Source organism: Kitasatospora viridis (assembly GCF_007829815.1).
Classification (GTDB): Bacteria; Actinomycetota; Actinomycetes; order Streptomycetales; family Streptomycetaceae; genus Kitasatospora; species Kitasatospora viridis.
In genome coordinates, this window is the sequence record NZ_VIWT01000001.1 from 2,372,084 (window position 1) to 2,389,235 (window position 17,152).

A 17,152-nucleotide genomic window follows, 5' to 3' on the forward strand; every position below is an offset into this window, starting at 1 on the left:
AGCTTGACGGTACATCAGCAAGCTTTTCGGGTCCCGGCAGGCCAGTCGGCACGGGCCGGGCTCTCCCCGAATTCTCACCGAGTTCACCCCGGGGACTCAGCGGGAGTGGTGAGAGTAGGCGCACGATCGGTTCCCCTGCGACCCGAAGGGCGTCATGACGTACCACGCGCAGGCCACCGAGGTGGCCCAGTCCGGCACGGGGCCCACGGGGTCCGCGTCCGCGGTGCCCGGCGGGGGCGGGCGGTTCCGGTGGCAGGTGTGGCGCTCGCCCGGCGACCAGCCGGCGTGGGCCCGGCCGCTGCTGCTGGTGATCGCCGCCTTCGCCACCGCGCTCTACTCCTGGAACATCACCACGTCCGGCTACGCCCTGTTCTACAGCAACAGCGTGCGCAGCATGGGCGTCAGCTGGAAGGCGTGGCTGTTCGGGGCGATGGACCCCGGGGCCACCATCACCCTGGACAAGATCCCCGGCGCCTTCGCCGTCCAGGCGCTCTCGGTGCGGCTCTTCGGCTTCCACCAGTGGTCGGTGACGCTGCCCCAGGTGATCGAGGGCGTGGTGGCCGTCCTGGTGCTCTACCGGGTGGTCCGCCGCTGGGCCGGTCCGGCCGCCGGGCTGGTCGCCGCCGCGCTGTTCACCCTGACCCCGGTGGTCGCCTCGATGTTCGCGCACTCGATGGAGGACGGGGCGCTGACCTGCTGCCTGGTGCTGGCCGCCGACCGGTGCCAGGTCGCGGTCGCCTCCGGGCGGCTGCGGCCGCTGCTGTGGGCCGCGTTCTGGGTCGGGGTCGGCTTCCAGATGAAGATGGTGCAGGCCTGGATGGTGCTGCCGGCCCTCGCGCTCGCCTACCTGCTGGTCGCGCCCGGGCCGGTGCGGCGGCGGCTGTGGCACACGGCGGTGGCCGGGGTGGTCTGCCTCGCGGTGTCGGTGTCCTGGGTCGCCATGATGGAGCTCGTGCCGGCGGGCGACCGGCCGTACGTGGACGGGTCCACCAACAACAGCGCGGTGGCGATGGTGTTCGGCTACAACGCGCTGGACCGGTTCGGCGTGCAGTTGCCGGGCGCGGTGCACAGCATGTTCGGCACCCCGGGCGGGAGCGGGGGCGGTGACGGGCCCACCGCCGGGCGCCCGCCGGGCGGCGGGCCCGGCGCCCCCGCCGCCGGCCCCCGGCCCGGCGGCCCCGTCGTGGCGTACGGCCCGCCCGTCGGCGGCGGCCCGCGCTGGCTGAAGCTCTTCGAGGGCCGGTTCGCCCCGCAGATCGGCTGGCTGCTGCCGTTCGCCCTGTTCGCGGCCGTGCTCGGCCTCTACCGGACCCGGCGGGCCGACCGCACCGACCCGGCACGCGGCGGCTTCGTCCTCTGGGGCACCTGGCTGCTGGTCGTCGGACTGGTCTTCAGCGACATGGACGCCATCCCGCACACCGCCTACATGTCCACCCTGGCCCCGGCGATCGCCGCACTCTGCGGCGCCGGCGCCGTACTGCTGTGGCGCGCCCACCGGGACGGCGGCCGGGCGGGCTGGCTGCTGCCCGCCGTGGTGGCCGGGCAGGCGGCCTGGACCTGGCACCTGTGGTCCGGCTCCGCCGACTTCGCCCCCTGGCTGCGCTGGACCGGCCTGCTCGCCGCGGTGGCCGCCGTACTGGTGCTGGTGCCCGCCCGGCTCGGCGGGCGCGGCCGGGCCCGGCTGGCGACGATCGGCGCGCTGGTCGGCCTGGCCAGCACGGCCGTCGGCGCCACCGCCTGGTCCGCCTCGGTGTTCGACCAGCGGGACGCGGGCAGCGCCTTCGACGCGGCGGCCGGCCCGCAGGCCGGGATGTTCATGGGCATGGGCCCGACGAAGGGGAAGGCTCCGGCCGGCCCCCCGGCGGGCGCCGAAGGCCCTGGCCGTCCCGGCGGCAACGGCGAGGCGGGCGGCGGCGCCAAGGCCGGCGGCGGGACCGGCGGCACCACCGACCACCTCACCCCTGACCAGCAGAAGCTCTGGAGCTACGTCGAGGCGCACCGGGACGGCGCCGAGTACCCGCTGGCCACCGTCGGCTGGATGGCCGCCCAGCCCTTCATCCTGGCGACCGGTCAGAAGGTGCTGCCGATGGGCGGGTTCTCCGGCCAGGTGCCGCAGCCCGCGCTCGGCGCCTTCACCGACCTGGTCCGCCAGGGCCGGGTGCACTACGTGCTGACCGGCGGCGGGATGGGCATGATGCCCAGCGGTGGCGGCGACGACGGGGTCGCCGCCTGGACGAAGGACCACTGCACCGCGGTGGCCGCCACGCAGTACGGCGGTCCGGCGATCGCCGCGCCCAGCGGCTCCGGCGGCACGCTCTACCGCTGCGACCCCGCCGAGGCCGGATGACCGTCCGGGGCCCGGGGGACGCCGGAGTCCGCTGGTTACAGTGGCCCGGCCCGAGCCCCCGGGCCGCCGCCCCGGGCGGCGGCGACGAGACGAGGAGGTCACCGCCGCTCATGGTGGGCACCCACGCACCGACCGGCGGCCACCGCCTCCTGGTGGTCGAGGACGAGCCGGCGATCCGGACCCTGCTGGAGTCCGCGCTGCGGCTGGCCGGACACACCGTCAGCAGCACCGGCACCGGCCTGTCGGCCCTGGTGGAGATCGAACGCTCCACCCCCGCCCTGGTCCTGATGGACGTGATGCTGCCGGACGTGGACGGCTTCGAGGTCACCCGCCGGCTGCGCGCGGGCGGGGACTTCACCCCCGTGCTCTTCCTCACCGCCCGCACCGGCCTGGGCGACCGGATCGCCGGCCTGCGGGTCGGCGGGGACGACTACGTCAGCAAGCCGTTCAGCATCGAGGAGGTGCTGCTGCGGATCGAGGCGATCCTGCGCCGCGGCTCGGGCACCCCGGCGGCCGCCGCACCCGTGCCGGAGGTGCTGCGCTACGCCGACCTGGAACTCGACCCCGAGGCCCACGAGGTGCACCGGGCCGGCCGGTACGTCCCGCTCTCGCCCACCGAGTTCAAGCTGCTCGGCTACCTGATGGCGAACGCCGGGCGGGTGGTGAGCAAGGCCCAGATCCTGGACCACGTCTGGCGCTACGACTTCTCCGGCGACGACCGGATAGTCCTCACCTACGTGAAGTACCTGCGCCGCAAGATCGACTGCTTCCAGCCGCCACTGATCCAGACGATCCGGGGCGTCGGCTACAGCCTGCGGCTGCCCCGCGAACAACCGGGCCCGGACCCCACCCACCCGGACCCCACCTATCCGGAGCCCGGCGCCGAGCCGACCGGATCGGAGCAGCCGTGCTGACCCCGACCGTGCTGCGGGCCGCCCCCACCCGTTCGCTGCGCGGCCGGCTGCTGCTGGTGGTCACGGCGCTGGCCGCCACCGTCGTGCTGGCCTCGCAGTTCATCGGCTACCAGGTGCTCGGCTCCTGGCTGACCGGCCGGGTGGACCAGCAGCTGCGCGCCTTCCAGCCACCGCCGCCCGGCTCCTCCGGCCGCTCGGTGTTCGGCCCGGCGGTGCACCGGCCGCCGACCGTCGGCCCGGTCGGGCCGCTGCCCTCGGACTTCCGGATCTACTTCTACGACGTCGACGGCGAGTTGACCGGCCAGTGGATCGGCGACCCGGCACCCGCCGGCCCCCGGCTGCCCGCCCAGCTCTCGGTCGGCGGCCCGGCCGCGGACCGCCCGGCGACCGTGCCCGCGGAGTCCGGCCAGGGCCGCTGGCGGGTGCTGCTGCTGCGGGACTCCTCGGAGGGCTCCGGCACCCTGGTCGCGCTGCCGCTGGACACCGTGGACGGCACGATGTCCAAACTGCTCTGGCTGGACGTCGCGGTGCTCGGCGGCAGCATCCTGGTGCTGGTCGCGGCCGGCGCCTGGCTGGTCCGCCTGGGCCTGCTGCCGCTCATCCGGATGGAGCGCACCGCCCGCGCGATCACCGGCGGCGAGCTGGACCTGCGGCTGACCGACACCGATCCGCGCACCGAGATCGGCCGGTTCGGCCAGGTGCTCAACACCATGCTGGACCGCCTCCAGCAGGCGCTGCGCGCGCACGAGGCCTCCGAGGCCCGGCTGCGCCGCTTCGTCGCCGACGCGGGCCACGAGCTGCGCACCCCGCTGACCACGATCAAGGGGTTCACCGAACTCGCCCTGCGCCACCCGCAGTCGGCCGAGGAGCGGCGGGAGGCCAACCGCCTGGTCGCGCAGAACGCCGAGCGGATGAGCCTGATCGTGGACGACCTCCAGCTGCTCACCTCGCTGGACCGCGAGCCGCTGTACCGGCGCGAACCGGTCGACCTGCTGTCGGTCGGCGCCGACGCGGTCGGCACCGCCGCCCTGCACCACCCCGGGCACCCGGTCGACCTCGGCCCGCTGCGCACCGCGGCCGACCCGACCGGCGCCCGCGAGCTGGAGCTGGTGGAGACCGTCGGCGACGGCCACCGGCTGCGCCAGCTGGTCGCCGCCCTGATCTCCAACGCGCACACCCACACCCCGCCCGGCACCCCGGTGCACGTCCGGGTCGGCAGCACCACGGCCGGGCCCACCACCGGCGGCACCGACCGGCCCGGCCGGACCAGCGCCGCTCCGCCGCTGGCCCCGGGCACCCCGATCGACGTGATCGAGGTCGCCGACGACGGCCCGGGCCTGGCCCCCGCCGACGCGGCCCAGGCCTTCGACCGCTTCTACCGCGCCGACCCGGCCCGCTCCCGCGCCCGCGCCCGGGGCGGCAGCGGCAGCGGTCTCGGCCTCGCCATCGCCTCCACCATCGCCCAGGGCCACGGCGGCCGGCTGGAGCTGGACACCGCCCCGGCCCCCGGCTGCACCTTCCGACTCGTGCTGCCGCGCTCCGGCTAGCGGGTAGCGTGCCCGGCATGGGTGTGGGTACGGACGGCGGGCCGGTGCGGCCGGTGCTGCTGCTCGACGTCGACGGGCCGCTCAACCCGTTCGCGGGCATGCCCGACGACCGCCCGCAGGGGTTCGAGGCGTACCGGCTGATGCCGCCGAGCTGGGAGGCGGCGGAGCTCGCCCGGCTGGCCGCCCGGGGCCGGCCCGGCATGCGGCCGGTGCCCCTGCCGGTCTGGCTGAACCCGGGCCACGGGCGGCAGCTGACGGCCCTTCCGTTCGACCTGGCCTGGGCGACGACCTGGCAGGCCGAGGCCAACACCTTCATCGCCCCGCTGCTCGGCCTGCCGGAACTCCCCTTCGTCGCCTGGCGTTCCCCGCGCCCCGCCCCGGGCGGCAAGGTCTTCTGGAAGACCCCGGCCGTCGTCTCCTGGGCCGCCGGCCGCCCCTTCGCCTGGGTGGACGACGAGATCACGCAGGCGGACCGTGACTGGGTCGCCGAGCACCACGACGGCCCCGCCCTGCTCCACCGGGTCGACCCCCGGCTCGGGCTGGGCCCGGACGACTTCTCGCTGCTGGCGCGCTGGGCCGCCGGCCTCAACGGGCCGACCGCGCCGCCCGCCTGACGCAGGGTCCGCCCGGCGGCCGAAGAGACGTACCTCACACCGCCGTTGGCCGCGCCCCCGACGCGCCCGCCCCGGCCCGCCGACGGGCCTCGCGCACAACGCAGAGATCCCGCCCGGTCCTTGCGGACCGGACGGGATCTCCGTTGGGTGGAGCTGAGGGGATTCGAACCCCTGACCCCCTCGATGCGAACGAGGTGCGCTACCGGACTGCGCCACAGCCCCAACGAGAAGAAACTCTAGCACCTTTTCGAGGGGGGTCGTGACCACCCCCGCTGGTGGGGAGGGGTGGCCACCCGGGGCGGCCACCCGGGCCGCTGCCCGGGCCCGCCGCCCCGGGCCGGCTACTCGTTGGCGGCGCGGGGGCGTTGCTGCGGCGCCGGGTCCTGGTACTGGTCGAACAGGGGCGTGCGGGGGGCCTCGGTCGTGCGGCCGGAGTTCCAGGTGCCCGGGGTGTTGAGGTCCAGGCCGCGGTTGATCCGGGGGGCGACCGGGGCGGTGACGTAGGTCGGCAGCGGGACCGGCACCGGCTCCCAGGAGTCGGGGCCGGCCGCGGCGCGCTCGCGCAGCCCGTCCACCCACTCCGCGTGGTCGGTGGCCTCGACCAGGGCCTGGCGCTGCTCGGGCTCGGGCGCCGGCTCGGCGGCCGGCGGCTCGGCGACGGCAGCCGGTTCGGGCGCCACCCCGGACGGCGCGGCCGCGACCCGCACCGTCTCGACCGACCGGGCCTGCTCGCGCTCGCGCACCCGCTGGGCGGCGGCGGCCGCCCGGGCCCGGTCCAGCTTCACCTCGAAGCGCTGGCGCTCCAGCCTGCGCAGGTGGCCGATGTAGAGGGTGAGCAGCGCCGCGGGCAGCGCCGGCACCCAGAGGAAGGCCACCCCGGCGACCGCGGCGGCCACCGCGCCGAGCGCGAAGGCGCCGAACAGCAGGGTGACCATCCGGCGGCGCCGGGCCAGCAGCCGGGCGCGCTTGTCGTTGGCCTGCGCGACGGCCAGCGCCGACGGCGTCGCCGCGGCGGATGCCGACGCGGACGGCACGGACGGCACGGGCACGGGTGCCGCAGCCGCCGACGGACCGTCGGCCGGCCGGGCCGCGACCCGGGTCGGGGCGTCGCCGGACTCCCCGCCGGCGGGGCCGTCGGTACGGCCGTCGGCGGAGTGGTCGGCGGGTTCGTCGTCGCCAAGGGCCCGGGACGCCCGCCGTTCCAGCGCCGACCGCCCGGCGAGCAGGCGGATGGCGGTGCTGAAGCGTTCGGTGGGGCGCGATTCGTTGAGCTCGTCCTGCCTGCGGAGCCACATGGGCACCAGATAGGCAGCCCAGGCCCCTACGATCACCGCGTAGATGAGGCCGCTACTGCTCACGTTTCACACCGTACGGGCGTTGGGTAAGGGCGGTCGGCAATTTGGCACGGCGTGTCGCCCTGCCAAACTGATTCTCTGACTATTTTGCCGGTAGGAACGACCACTTGGCAGTGGCCCGATGCCATATCGATATGAATTTCGAACACTTATTCAATTACCTCAAACGCCAACGCCGGAGCAGCCCTTCGGGGATCTCATCCGCCGTCAGGGCGTACACCAGGTGGTCCCGCCAGTCCCCGTCGATGTGCAGATAGCGCGGTCGCATTCCCTCCGACCGGAAGCCGAGTTTCTCCACCACCCGCCGGCTCGGCCCGTTCTCCGGGCGGATGCACACCTCGATCCGGTGCAGCCCGAGCTCCTGGAAGCAGTGGTCGGTGGCCAGGGCGACCGCGGTCGGCATGATGCCGCGCCCCGCCACCGCCTCGTCGATCCAGTAGCCGATGTTGGCCGAGCACATCGAGCCCCAGGTGATCCCACCCACCGTCAGCTGGCCGACCAGCTGCCCGCGGTAGACCACCACGTAGGGCAGCATCCGCCCGGCCCCGGCCTCGCCGCGCAGGTAGCGCACCATCTGCCGGTAGCTCGGTCGCGGGCCCACGGTGCGGCCCGGCGGGGCCGGCGGCACGGTCGCCTCCCAGCGCCGCAGCCAGTCCCGGTTGCGCCGGCTGGCGTCCTGCCAGGCCCGCTGGTCGCGCAGCCGGATCGGCCGCAGCGCGACCTCCCCCTCCCGCAGCTCCACCGGCCAGCCGGCGTTCAGCTGGCGCTCCCCTCGGCCCCGGCGGCCGGACGCGGGTGGTCCCCGCCGGCCAGCTGGTCCACCGCGTGCGCCAGCAGCGGCTCCAGCACCGCCAGGCCGTCCTTCACGCCGCCGGTGGAGCCGGGCAGGTTGACCACCAGGGTCCGCCCGGCCACCCCGGCCAGGCCCCGGGAGAGCGCCGAGGTGGGCACCTTCTCCCGGCCGTACGCCCGGATCGCCTCGGGGATGCCCGGGAGCTGACGGTCGATCACCTGAGCGGTCATCTCCGGGGTCAGGTCCATCGGGGAGATCCCGGTGCCGCCGGTGGTCAGCACCACGTCGTAGCCGGCCGCCACGGCCGCCCGCAGCGCCGCCAGCACCGGCTCGCCGTCCGGCACCAGCTGCGGGCCGTCGGCCTCGAAGCCCATCCGGCGCAGGCCCTCGACCAGCAGCGGGCCGCCCTTGTCCGGGTAGACGCCGGCCGAGGCCCGGTTGGAGACGGTGATCGCCAGCGCCCTCACCGCGCACCGTCCTCGCCCGGCCCGGTCCCGGTCGGTGCGGTCCCGCGCTGCCAGTCGCCGCTCTTGCCGCCGGTCTTGCTGAGCACCCGGACGTCCTGGATCGCGGCCGCCTTGTCCACCGCCTTGACCATGTCGATCACGGTCAGGCCGGCCACCGCGACGGCGGTCAGCGCCTCCATCTCGACCCCGGTGCGGTCGGCGGTGCGCACCGTGGCGGTGATCTCCACCGCCTCGTCGGTCACCGCGAGGTCCACGGTGACCCCGGAGATCGCGATCGGGTGGCAGAGCGGCACCAGCTCGGGGGTCTTCTTGGCGCCCATGATCCCGGCGATCCGGGCGGCGGCCAGCGCGTCGCCCTTGGGCACGCCCTCGCCGCGCAGCAGCTCGACCACCCGGGGCGAGACGGTCACCCGGCCGGCCGCGACGGCGGTGCGCACCGTGGTGCTCTTCTCGGAGACGTCCACCATGCGGGCGGCGCCGGTCTCGTCCACATGGGTCAGGCGGTCGCCGCCGGGTGGTGTGGTCACGTCAGTTCTCCAGCAGGACGGGTTGAATACCGCGCTACCGTACCGCTACCCACCCGGCCTGCCGCGCCGGACGGCCACATCTCGGGACGCGCCCCGGCCCGTGCTCAGTCGGCGAGCAGCACCACGTCGACCGGCTCGCCCGCCGCCACCGACTCGGTCGACTCGGGCACCACGATCAGGCAGTCCGCCTTGGCCAGCGCCCCGACCAGGTGCGAGTCCGAGCCGCCGACCGGCTCCACCGCGCCCTGCTCCGCCAGGTACCGCCCGCGCAGGAACTGCCGGCGCCCGGCCGGCGAGCGCAGCGCGGCGGTGGTGGTGGCCCGCACCACGGGCCGGTGCACGTCCGGCGCGCCCAGCATGGTGCGGATCACCGGGCGGACGAAGAGCTCGAAGGAGATGTAGGCGCTGACCGGGTTGCCGGGCAGCGCGAGCAGCGGCACCCCGCCGATCCGGCCGAAGCCCTGCGGCTTGCCGGGCTGCATCCGCAGGGTGCGGAACTCCACCCCCGCGTGGTCCTCGCCCCCCTCGATCCCTTGGAGGGCTTCCTTCACCACGTCGTAGGCCCCGACGCTGACCCCGCCGGAGGTGACGATCAGGTCGGCCCGGCCGAGCTGGTCGTCCAGCACCGCGCGCAGCCGCTCCGGGTCGTCCGGCACCCCGCCGACCCGGTAGGCGATCGCACCGGCCTGCTGGGCGGCGGCGGTCAGGGTGAAGCTGTTGGAGTCGGAGATCTGACCGGGGCCGACCGGCTCGCCGGGCGGCACCAGCTCGCTGCCGGTGGAGAGCACCACCACCCGGGGGCGCGGACGGACCGTCACGCTGCCCCGGCCGATCGCCGCGAGCAGGCCGAGCTGGGTCGGGCCGAGCACGGTGCCGGCGGTCAGCACGGTGCTGCCGGCGGTCACGTCGCTGCCCCGGCGGCGGATGTGCGCGCCGTCCCGGACCTCCTGACGGACCCGCACCTCCTCGTCCGGCCGGGCGGCGGTCATCGCCTGCGCCGCCCGACCGCTGCCGGTGCCGCCGTCGGTCCACTCGACCGGGGCGACCGCCTCGGCACCGGGCGGCACCGGGGCCCCGGTCATGATCCGCACCGCCTGGCCGGGGCCGAGCCGGGGCAGTTCGGCGGCGCCGGCCGCGATCTCGCCGACCACGGACAGCACCGAGGGGTACTGCTCGGTGGCGCCGACCGTGTCGGCGGTGCGGACCGCGTAGCCGTCCATCGAGCTGTTGTCGAAGGGCGGCAGGTCGCCGGTGGCCGTGACGTCCTCGGCCAGCCGGCAGCCCCGGGCGTCGAGCAGTTGGAGCTCGATCGCGGGCAGCGGCGAGACCCGGGAGAGCACGTCGGCCAGGTGCTCCTCGACCGACCAGTACCGCCGGCCCGGGGCCTCGGTGGCGCAGGCGTCCGCCCGCTCGCCGTGCTGGTGCGCTCCGCTGTTCCCGCTGTCGGGGCTCATCCCGCTACCGCCTTCCGGCAGGCTCAGGCCTGCATCTCGCTCGCCACGAACTCCTTGAGCCAGCTGCGGAAGTCCGGACCGAGGTCCTCGCGCTCGCTGGCCAGGCGGACGATGGCGCGCAGGTAGTCCGCGCGGTCGCCGGTGTCGTAGCGACGACCCGAGAAGACCACGCCGTGCACCTGGCCGCCCTCGTCGGCGCCCAGCGTAGCCAGCGTGCGCAGCGCGTCGGTCAGCTGGATCTCGCCACCGCGGCCGGGCTCGGTCTTCTTCAGCACCTCGAAGACGGCCGGGTCGAGCACGTAGCGGCCGATCACCGCGTAGTTGGAGGGGGCCTCGGCCGGCTCCGGCTTCTCCACCAGGTCGGTGATGTGGAAGACGTCGTCGCCGAAGCCGTTCGCCTCGACGGCCGCGCAGCCGTAGAGGTGGATCTGCGCCGGGTCGACCTCCATCAGCGCCACCACCGAGCCGCCGAGCTCCTGCTGGACCTCGATCATCCGGGACAGCAGCGGGTCGCGCGGGTCGATCAGGTCGTCGCCCAGCAGCACCGCGAAGGGCTGGCCGGCCACGTGCTGCTCGGCGACCAGCACGGCGTGGCCCAGGCCCTTGGGGTCGCCCTGGCGGACGTAGTGCATGTTGGCCAGCGAGACGGACTCCTGCACCCGGCGCAGCTTGTCCTGGTCGCCCTTGCGCGCGAGCAGCTCTTCGAGCTCGTAGGCGCGGTCGAAGTGGTCCTCCAGGGCGCGCTTGTTGCGGCCGGTGACCATCAGTATGTCGGAGAGGCCGGCCGAGGCGGCCTCCTCCACCACGTACTGGATCGCGGGCTTGTCGACGACCGGCAGCATCTCCTTCGGCGTGGCCTTCGTCGCGGGCAGGAAACGGGTTCCGAGACCTGCGGCGGGCACAACCGCCTTGGTGACGGACATCCGGGGGTTCGTCGTCATGCGATGACCTTACTGATATGGAATGGCCGCGCTACCAGCAGCAAGGTCAATCGGCTATGAACGAACCTCGCCGGGGACAGGAACGGCCGCGACACTTCGGGCAGCGTCGGGATGGGCGAGGGCGCCCGGGCCGACACAGGGCGACAGGTTACCGTGCCTTTGCGAACCGGAATCCCTGCTGCGGGCCGCCGCCCAGGCCCGCTTGGCCGCGGCCAGCGACCGGTCGGCGGCCCGCAGCAGCGGCACCGGGTGGCCACCGTCGGCGGGCAGCACGGCGGTTCCGGCGAACGCCCGCAATCCGTTGCCGGCCGGCCGGGGCGGCAGGTCGGGCTCCGGCCGGACCGGGTCGACCCGCCAGTCCAGCAGCCGGTGCCGGCGGACCGTCCAGCAGAGCCGCTCGGCCACCTTGGCCGCGCCGGCCGCACCGGTGTCCGGCAGCACCACCAGGAACCCGGTGCCGCCGCAGTGCCCCAGCACGTCGGTGCGCCGCACCTCGACGGTGAGCCGCTGGGCCAGGTCGCGCAGCACCGCCTGGGCCCGGGTGCGGCCGTGCTCGGCGGTCACCGCCTCGAAGCCGTCGATCTCCAGCAGCACCACGGCCAGCTCCGGCGCGGGCTCGCCCGGCCGGACCCGGCGCTGGCAGCGCTGCACCTCGCGCTCCAGGGTGAGTTGCAGGTGGCGCTGGTTCCACACCCCGGTGAGCGGGTCCCGGGCGGCCGAGCGGCTCAACTCCTCGCACTGCTCCCGCAGCCGGGCCAGCTCGCCGGTGAGCTCGCGGACCTCCAGCGCGGCCGCCCGCCGGGTCCCGCGCAACCGGCAGCAGAGCAGTCCGCTGAGCCCGGCGAGCGGGGCGCTGAGCAGGGCGATGGCCGGCACCAGGGGGGACATGGGGCTCCGAACTCCGCGGCGGGAGTGGCTGAGGCGGGATGCTGGGGCAGGATCAGGACCGTGTCCGACGATCTCTTGTACAACGACAAGTCCGCGCTGCGGTCACGGCTGCTGGCCGACCGGCGCGCGATGTCCCCCGAACGGCGGGCGGCGGCGGCCGGTGCGATCGCCGAGCGGGCGCTGGACCTGCTGCCGCCCGGCGCGCTGGTGGCCGCCTACGTCTCGGTGGGCGCCGAGCCCGGCACCCGCCCGCTGCTGGAGCTGCTGCTGCGGCGCGGGACCACCGTGCTGCTGCCGGTGCTGCTGCCCGACAACGACCTGGACTGGGCCGCCCACGAGGGCCCGGAGCGGCTGGCCCCGGCCGGGCGCGGGCTGCTGGAGCCGGTCGGCGAGCGGCTCGGCCCGGCCGCGGTGACCGGGGCGGACGTGGTGCTGCTGCCCGGCCTGGCGGTGGACCGGCGGGGGGTGCGGCTGGGCCGCGGCGGCGGCTCCTACGACCGGGTGCTGGCCCGGCTGGCGGCGGCGGGGGCCGAGCCGCTGCTGGCCACCCTGCTGTACGACGGCGAGCTGCTGGACCGGGTGCCGGCCGAGCCGCACGACCGCCCGGTGCACGCGGTGGTGACCCCGGCGGGGGTCACCAGGTTCTGATAACGCCTGAGGGTGCGTCAACCGGCCGACGCCGGCTGACGCACCCTCAGCGGACCGTCACGGCGTCAGGGTGAGCCGGTTCTTCGTCGCCTGGTCCACCGCGCTCGCGGAGTAGGCCCAGGTCAGCAGCTTGCCCTGGCGCCAGAGGTCGGTCTGGTCGTCGTAGTTGTCGCTGAACGCGTGCCCGGACTCGCCGCCGACGTTGATCCAGTGCGAGGCGTCGAAGTCGCTCAGGTCGACCACCATCCGCATCGACGGGATCCAGTCCACGTCGTAGCCGGCCGCCGCGTTCCACCCGGTGGCGTCCACCGCGGCCGAGCCGCCGGACATCTGGAACGGGCCGCGGTCGAGCAGCCGGTGCACCAGGCCGGAGGCGATCGAGGACTCGTCGGTGCCGAGCGTCTGCTCCTTGAGGGTCAGCTGGTGCAGCCGGCCCCAGCTCCAGGTGTTGATGTCCTTGCCGAGGTGGGCGGTGAGGTCCTGGCGGGCGTCCTTCATCGCCTCCTTCAGCAGGTTGTCCAGGCCGTGCTGCTGCAGGTGGTTGGAGTCGATGTAGTCCCACCACGGGCTGTTCGGGTTGCCCAGCTGCTGGCGGACCACCTCCATCCAGCGGTCGCCGCCGTCCGGCTGGGCCTGGTCGGGCTTGGCGGTGCCGCACTGGGTGACGATCTTCGTCTCGCCGCCGAGCGAGCCGGCCGGCTGGTTGGCGTCCGCCTTCTGCTCGACCAGCAGGCAGTCGCCCTGCGGGCGCATGGAGGCCGGGAACTTCTGCCCGAAGGCGAGGATCAGCAGCTGGCGCCAGACGCCGTTGTAGTAGGCGGCGGCGGCCGAGTCGGCGTCCTGGTTGTAGTTCCAGTCCTTCAGCAGGTCCTGGGCCTGGCGCACGTACGGGTCGCTGACCTGCTCCTTGAGCAGCATCGGGACCAGCGTCTTGGCCATCACGCTGGTGTTGTCCAGCTGGATCGACTGCATGTCGTCGGGCGAGATCTTGCCGCCGTTGGCCAGCCGGCTCTGCAGCTGGTCGGTGATCTCCTTGGCCCGGGTGCCGTACTCCCAGTCCTTGGTGATCAGCGGCTTGTAGGTCGGATCGGTCACCGGCTGGTTGGCCGTGACGATGTAGCCGGACTGCGGGTCGAGCTCGTAGGGCAGGCTCTTGAACGGGATGTAGCCGGTCCAGTTGTAGCCGGAGTCCCAGCCGGGCGCCGGGTAGGTGCCGTCGCCCTTGCCCCGGACCGGGATCTGGCCGGGGGCCTGGTAGCCGATGTGGCCCTGGGTGTCGGCGTAGATCAGGTTCTGCGCGGGGACCGCGAAGTCCTGGGCGGCCGCGCGGAAGCTGTTCCAGTCGGTGGCCTTGTCGAACTCGAAGACCGCGTCCATGGTCTTGCCGGGGGTCAGCGCGGTCCACTTCAGCGCCACCCCGTAGCCGGTGGTGCCGCGGTCCGGCGCGGCGTTGCCGACCGGCGCGTAGGTGCCGACGTTCTGCTGCTGGGTGCTCTGGTCGGAGATCAGCGGACCGTTGTTGGTGGTCCGCACGGTGATCACCTGGCTCGGCCCGCCGGCCACCTTGATGGTCTCCTGACGGGTGGTGAACTGCTGGTCCTTGTTGTCCACCAGGTAGGTGTTGGGGCCGGTGATCTTCTCCAGGTACAGGTCGGCCACGTCGGCGCCCATGTTGGTGAAGCCCCAGGAGATCGACTGGTTGTGGCCGATCACCACGCCCGGCATGCCGGCGAAGGTGAAGCCGGTGGCGTCGTACGGGCAGGCCGCGCTGACCGTGCGGCAGTGCAGGCCCATCTGGTACCAGACGTTCGGCAGGCCGGGGCCCAGGTGCGGGTCGTTGGCCAGCAGCGGCTTGCCGGTGGTGGTGTGGCTGCCGGACACCACCCAGGAGTTGGAGCCGATGCCGGAGCCCTGCGGACCGAGCAGCTGGGGCAGCGCGGCGATCCGGTCGGAGACGTCGGTCAGGCCCTGGGTGACGGCCGAGTTGGCCTGGCTGCCGGGGGCCGAGGTGGTGGTCGCGGCCGGCGCCGGCGGCTTGTAGCTGCCGTCCGAGCCGAGCGAACCGCCCTGCACGATCACCGGGTTCCGGTCGTACGGGTAGTCCGGGTAGAGCTGGGCGATCTGGTCCTGGCTGAAGTTCTGGCTGAGCAGCGCGCGGTCGATCTCGTCCTGCACGTTGCCGGAGAGGTTCCAGGCCATCGCCTTGAGCCAGGCGACCGAGTCCACCGGGGTCCACGGCTCGGGCTTGTAGGAGCTGTTGGCGGTGCCGAGCAGCGCGTACTCCAGCGAGGCGCCGGCCCCGCCCGGGTGCTTGCCCAGCCAGTCGTTCACCCCGTCCGAGTAGGCCTGCAGGTACCGCTTGGTGTCCGGGCTCAGCTGGGTGTCGTACTCCTGCTGCGCCACGTCGCGCCACCCCATGGTGCGGATCAGCGCGTCGGTGCTCACCTGGCTGGAGCCGAACATCTCGGAGAGCCGGCCGGCGGTGATGTGCCGGCGCACGTCCATCTCCCAGAAGCGGTCCTGGGCCTGCACGTAGCCCTGCGCCTTGAAGAGGTCCTCGGGGGTGTTGGCGTAGATCTGCGGGATGCCCTGCGCGTCCCGCTTGACGTCCACCGCGGCGGACAGCCCCGGCACCTGGATGGTGCCGCTCACCTGCGGGAAGGACGCGCGCACGGTGTTCACGGCGTACCAGCCGCCGGCGCCAGTGCCGGCCACCAGGAGCACGACCAGAACGAGCAAGAGCAGTCGGGCGCGCCGGAACTTCTTCGAGCGGCGAGAGCGGGGCATCTCGGTCCTAGGTGCAGGGAGCGGGGCAACTGACCCCACGGACCCTACCCGGCGCGGGTGAGCCGCTTTGCCCGGGCCAGCACACGCGGTGCGGTGTGCTGACCCCCCGTGAGAAGCACTGCAAAGATAAGGTAAAATGTTAGCACTGGTAACGATTTACCAGCTGATCTTGTGTCATCCTGCCCGCCCGCACTCGCGTCACCGTCGCCGCCCGAAGTGCACCTCTTCCACAGAGACCCCTCCCTGCCCATCAGAGACATCGAGGAGCCCCTGCGTGACCGTCGACCACCTGAACAAGCTGCTGCTGGAGTTCTCCGCGATCCTGCTCGTCGCGGTGGTCGCGGTGCGCCTGGCCAGCAGATCCGGACTGCCCAGCCTGCTGCTCTACCTCGGCATAGGCATGGCGATAGGTCAGAACGGACTCGGCGTCACCTTCAACAACGCCGAGCTCACCCAGGTGCTCGGCTACGCGGCCCTGGTGGTGATCCTGGCCGAGGGCGGGCTCAAGACCAACTGGCAGGAGATCAAGCCGGTGATGCCGGCGGCCACCGTGCTGGCCACCGTCGGCGTCGGGATCAGCGTCTTCGTCACCGCGGCCGGCGCCCACCTGCTCTGCGGCCTGGACTGGCGGCTCTCCATGCTGCTCGGCGCGGTGGTCTCCTCGACCGACGCGGCCGCCGTCTTCTCGGTGCTGCGCACCGTGCCGCTGCCGTCCCGGCTGAGCGGCCTGCTGGAGGCCGAGTCCGGCTTCAACGACGCGCCCGTGGTGATCCTGGTGGTCGCCTTCGCCACCACCGGCCCGCTGGACTCCTGGTACGTGCTGCTCGGCACGATCCTCGCGGAACTGGCGATCGGCGCCGCGGTCGGCCTGGCCGTCGGCAAGCTCGGCGCCTACGGGCTGCGGCAGATCGCACTGCCCGCCTCCGGCCTCTACCCGATCGCGGTGCTCGCGCTCGCCTCGCTCGCGTACGCCGCCGGCGCGCTGCTGCACGGCTCCGGCTTCCTCGCCGTCTACGTCTGCTCGGTGCTGCTCGGCAACGCCAAGCTGCCGCACGGCCCGGCCGTGCGCGGCTTCGCCGACGGGCTCGCCTGGATCGGGCAGATCGGCATGTTCGTGCTGCTCGGCCTGCTCTGCACGCCCGCCACCATGGGCTCGGCCGTGGTGCCGGCGCTGGTGATCGGGCTGGTCCTGGTGCTGGTGGCCCGGCCGCTCTCGGTGGTGTTCACGCTGACCCCGTTCAAGCTGCCCTGGCGCGAGCAGGCGCTGCTCAGCTGGGCCGGGCTGCGCGGCGCGGTGCCGATCGTGCTGGCCACCATCCCGCTGGTCGCCGACGTGCCGCACGCCCAGGACGGCTTCAACATCGTCTTCGTCCTGGTGGTCGTCTTCACCCTGGTGCAGGGCCCGACCCTGCCCTGGCTGGCCCGCCGGCTGCGGATCGGCGAGGGCGCGCTCGGCCAGGACCTGGGCATCGAGTCGGCCCCGCTGGAGCACCTGCACGGGCGGCTGCTCTCGGTCTCGCTCGCCCCGCAGTCGCGGATGTCCGGCGTCGAGGTGAGCGAGCTGCGGCTGCCGGCCGGGGCCGCGGTCACCCTGGTGGTCCGCGAGCGCAGCAGCTTCGTGCCGGACCGGGCCACCGTGCTGCGGGCCGGCGACGAGCTGCTGGTGGTCACCACCGACGAGGCCGGCGAGGCCACCGAGGCGCGGCTGCGCGCGGTGGACCGGGGCGGCAAGCTCGCCGGCTGGCTGCAGGGCCGGCAGTGATCCGCGTTACGTGAGGGTGAACACTTGACACACCCGTAGAATCGAAGGCGGTACTCACCAGTACCCCAGTAATATGGCTTTCCAGTAGTGATTGACCCACACCCGCAC

14 protein-coding genes and 1 tRNA gene are annotated in these 17,152 nt (G+C 74.0%); 6 read left to right on the plus strand and 9 right to left on the minus strand.

Annotated features, from left to right (window positions below; genetic code table 11):
• Nucleotides 1-154 precede the first annotated feature (154 nt).
• The 4 genes from FHX73_RS10425 to FHX73_RS10440 all read left to right on the plus strand — a co-directional run bounded on the left by FHX73_RS10425 (nucleotide 155) and on the right by FHX73_RS10440 (nucleotide 5,422).
• Nucleotides 155-2,347 carry an ArnT family glycosyltransferase gene (locus FHX73_RS10425; RefSeq protein WP_145904738.1) on the plus strand — a complete coding sequence of 731 codons (2,193 nt, stop codon included), beginning with the start codon at nucleotides 155-157 and terminating at the stop codon, nucleotides 2,345-2,347.
• Between the two features lie 110 nt (nucleotides 2,348-2,457).
• Nucleotides 2,458-3,261: a response regulator transcription factor gene (locus FHX73_RS10430; RefSeq protein WP_211786169.1), complete on the plus strand. Its 804-nt coding sequence runs from the start codon at nucleotides 2,458-2,460 to the stop codon at nucleotides 3,259-3,261.
• Nucleotides 3,255-4,808, plus strand: a complete 1,554-nt coding sequence (locus FHX73_RS10435; RefSeq protein WP_246213452.1) for a sensor histidine kinase — start codon at nucleotides 3,255-3,257, stop codon at nucleotides 4,806-4,808. The genes FHX73_RS10430 and FHX73_RS10435 overlap by 7 nt, the downstream gene beginning before the upstream one ends.
• 17 nt (nucleotides 4,809-4,825) lie before the next feature.
• Nucleotides 4,826-5,422, plus strand: a complete 597-nt coding sequence (locus FHX73_RS10440; RefSeq protein ID WP_145904739.1) for a hypothetical protein — start codon at nucleotides 4,826-4,828, stop codon at nucleotides 5,420-5,422.
• Nucleotides 5,423-5,570: 148 nt separating this feature from the next.
• Here FHX73_RS10440 and FHX73_RS10445 read toward each other — a convergent pair.
• The 8 genes from FHX73_RS10445 to FHX73_RS10480 all read right to left on the minus strand — a co-directional run bounded on the left by FHX73_RS10445 (nucleotide 5,571) and on the right by FHX73_RS10480 (nucleotide 11,847).
• Nucleotides 5,571-5,644 (minus strand) — tRNA-Ala (locus FHX73_RS10445).
• A 119-nt stretch (nucleotides 5,645-5,763) separates the two neighbouring features.
• Nucleotides 5,764-6,780 (minus strand): divisome protein SepX/GlpR, encoded by a 1,017-nt coding sequence (gene sepX, locus FHX73_RS10450; RefSeq protein ID WP_145904740.1) that lies wholly within the window; start codon nucleotides 6,778-6,780, stop codon nucleotides 5,764-5,766.
• Between the two features lie 154 nt (nucleotides 6,781-6,934).
• Nucleotides 6,935-7,519 (minus strand): GNAT family N-acetyltransferase, encoded by a 585-nt coding sequence (locus FHX73_RS10455; RefSeq protein ID WP_425461375.1) that lies wholly within the window; start codon nucleotides 7,517-7,519, stop codon nucleotides 6,935-6,937.
• Between the two features lie 14 nt (nucleotides 7,520-7,533).
• Complete coding sequence (locus tag FHX73_RS10460; RefSeq protein WP_145904741.1) at nucleotides 7,534-8,037, minus strand: MogA/MoaB family molybdenum cofactor biosynthesis protein; 504 nt, start codon at nucleotides 8,035-8,037, stop codon at nucleotides 7,534-7,536.
• The gene (gene moaC, locus FHX73_RS10465) at nucleotides 8,034-8,504 is read right to left on the minus strand and encodes a cyclic pyranopterin monophosphate synthase MoaC (protein ID WP_246213812.1); all 471 of its coding nucleotides are present in this window, start codon (nucleotides 8,502-8,504) and stop codon (nucleotides 8,034-8,036) included. Before moaC ends, FHX73_RS10460 begins: the two co-directional genes overlap by 4 nt.
• A 164-nt stretch (nucleotides 8,505-8,668) precedes the next feature.
• Nucleotides 8,669-10,018, minus strand: coding sequence for a molybdotransferase-like divisome protein Glp (gene glp / locus FHX73_RS10470; RefSeq protein WP_145904743.1), 1,350 nt, complete (start codon nucleotides 10,016-10,018; stop codon nucleotides 8,669-8,671).
• Nucleotides 10,019-10,041: 23 nt separating this feature from the next.
• On the minus strand, nucleotides 10,042-10,959 hold the full coding sequence (gene galU / locus FHX73_RS10475; RefSeq protein ID WP_145904744.1) for a UTP--glucose-1-phosphate uridylyltransferase GalU: 918 nt from the start codon (nucleotides 10,957-10,959) through the stop codon (nucleotides 10,042-10,044).
• 54 nt (nucleotides 10,960-11,013) lie between these two features.
• On the minus strand, nucleotides 11,014-11,847 hold the full coding sequence (locus tag FHX73_RS10480; protein WP_145904745.1) for a GGDEF domain-containing protein: 834 nt from the start codon (nucleotides 11,845-11,847) through the stop codon (nucleotides 11,014-11,016).
• 60 nt (nucleotides 11,848-11,907) lie between these two features.
• Here FHX73_RS10480 and FHX73_RS10485 point away from each other — a divergent pair, with 60 nt between their 5' ends.
• The gene (locus FHX73_RS10485) at nucleotides 11,908-12,495 is read left to right on the plus strand and encodes a 5-formyltetrahydrofolate cyclo-ligase (protein ID WP_145904746.1); all 588 of its coding nucleotides are present in this window, start codon (nucleotides 11,908-11,910) and stop codon (nucleotides 12,493-12,495) included.
• A gap of 57 nt (nucleotides 12,496-12,552) precedes the next feature.
• On the opposite strand, the gene FHX73_RS10490 is transcribed toward FHX73_RS10485, so the two are convergent.
• Nucleotides 12,553-15,282 (minus strand): penicillin acylase family protein, encoded by a 2,730-nt coding sequence (locus tag FHX73_RS10490; protein WP_145904747.1) that lies wholly within the window; start codon nucleotides 15,280-15,282, stop codon nucleotides 12,553-12,555.
• Between the two features lie 274 nt (nucleotides 15,283-15,556).
• On the opposite strand from FHX73_RS10490, the gene FHX73_RS10495 reads away from it, so the two are divergent.
• Nucleotides 15,557-17,044, plus strand: coding sequence for a potassium/proton antiporter (locus FHX73_RS10495; RefSeq protein ID WP_246213453.1), 1,488 nt, complete (start codon nucleotides 15,557-15,559; stop codon nucleotides 17,042-17,044).
• Nucleotides 17,045-17,152: the final 108 nt, after the last annotated feature.

Bases quoted from the DNA above. Each gene is read 5' to 3' on its own strand.
- FHX73_RS10425 (WP_145904738.1), top strand. From the start codon at position 155: ATGACGTACCACGCGCAGGCCACCGAGGTGGCCCAGTCCGGCACGGGG.
- FHX73_RS10430 (WP_211786169.1), top strand. From the start codon at position 2,458: ATGGTGGGCACCCACGCACCGACCGGCGGCCACCGCCTCCTGGTGGTC.
- FHX73_RS10440 (WP_145904739.1), top strand. From the start codon at position 4,826: ATGGGTGTGGGTACGGACGGCGGGCCGGTGCGGCCGGTGCTGCTGCTC.
- moaC (WP_246213812.1), bottom strand. From the start codon at position 8,504: ATGGTGGACGTCTCCGAGAAGAGCACCACGGTGCGCACCGCCGTCGCG.
- glp (WP_145904743.1), bottom strand. From the start codon at position 10,018: ATGAGCCCCGACAGCGGGAACAGCGGAGCGCACCAGCACGGCGAGCGG.
- galU (WP_145904744.1), bottom strand. From the start codon at position 10,959: ATGACGACGAACCCCCGGATGTCCGTCACCAAGGCGGTTGTGCCCGCC.
- FHX73_RS10480 (WP_145904745.1), bottom strand. From the start codon at position 11,847: ATGTCCCCCCTGGTGCCGGCCATCGCCCTGCTCAGCGCCCCGCTCGCC.
- FHX73_RS10490 (WP_145904747.1), bottom strand. From the start codon at position 15,282: ATGCCCCGCTCTCGCCGCTCGAAGAAGTTCCGGCGCGCCCGACTGCTC.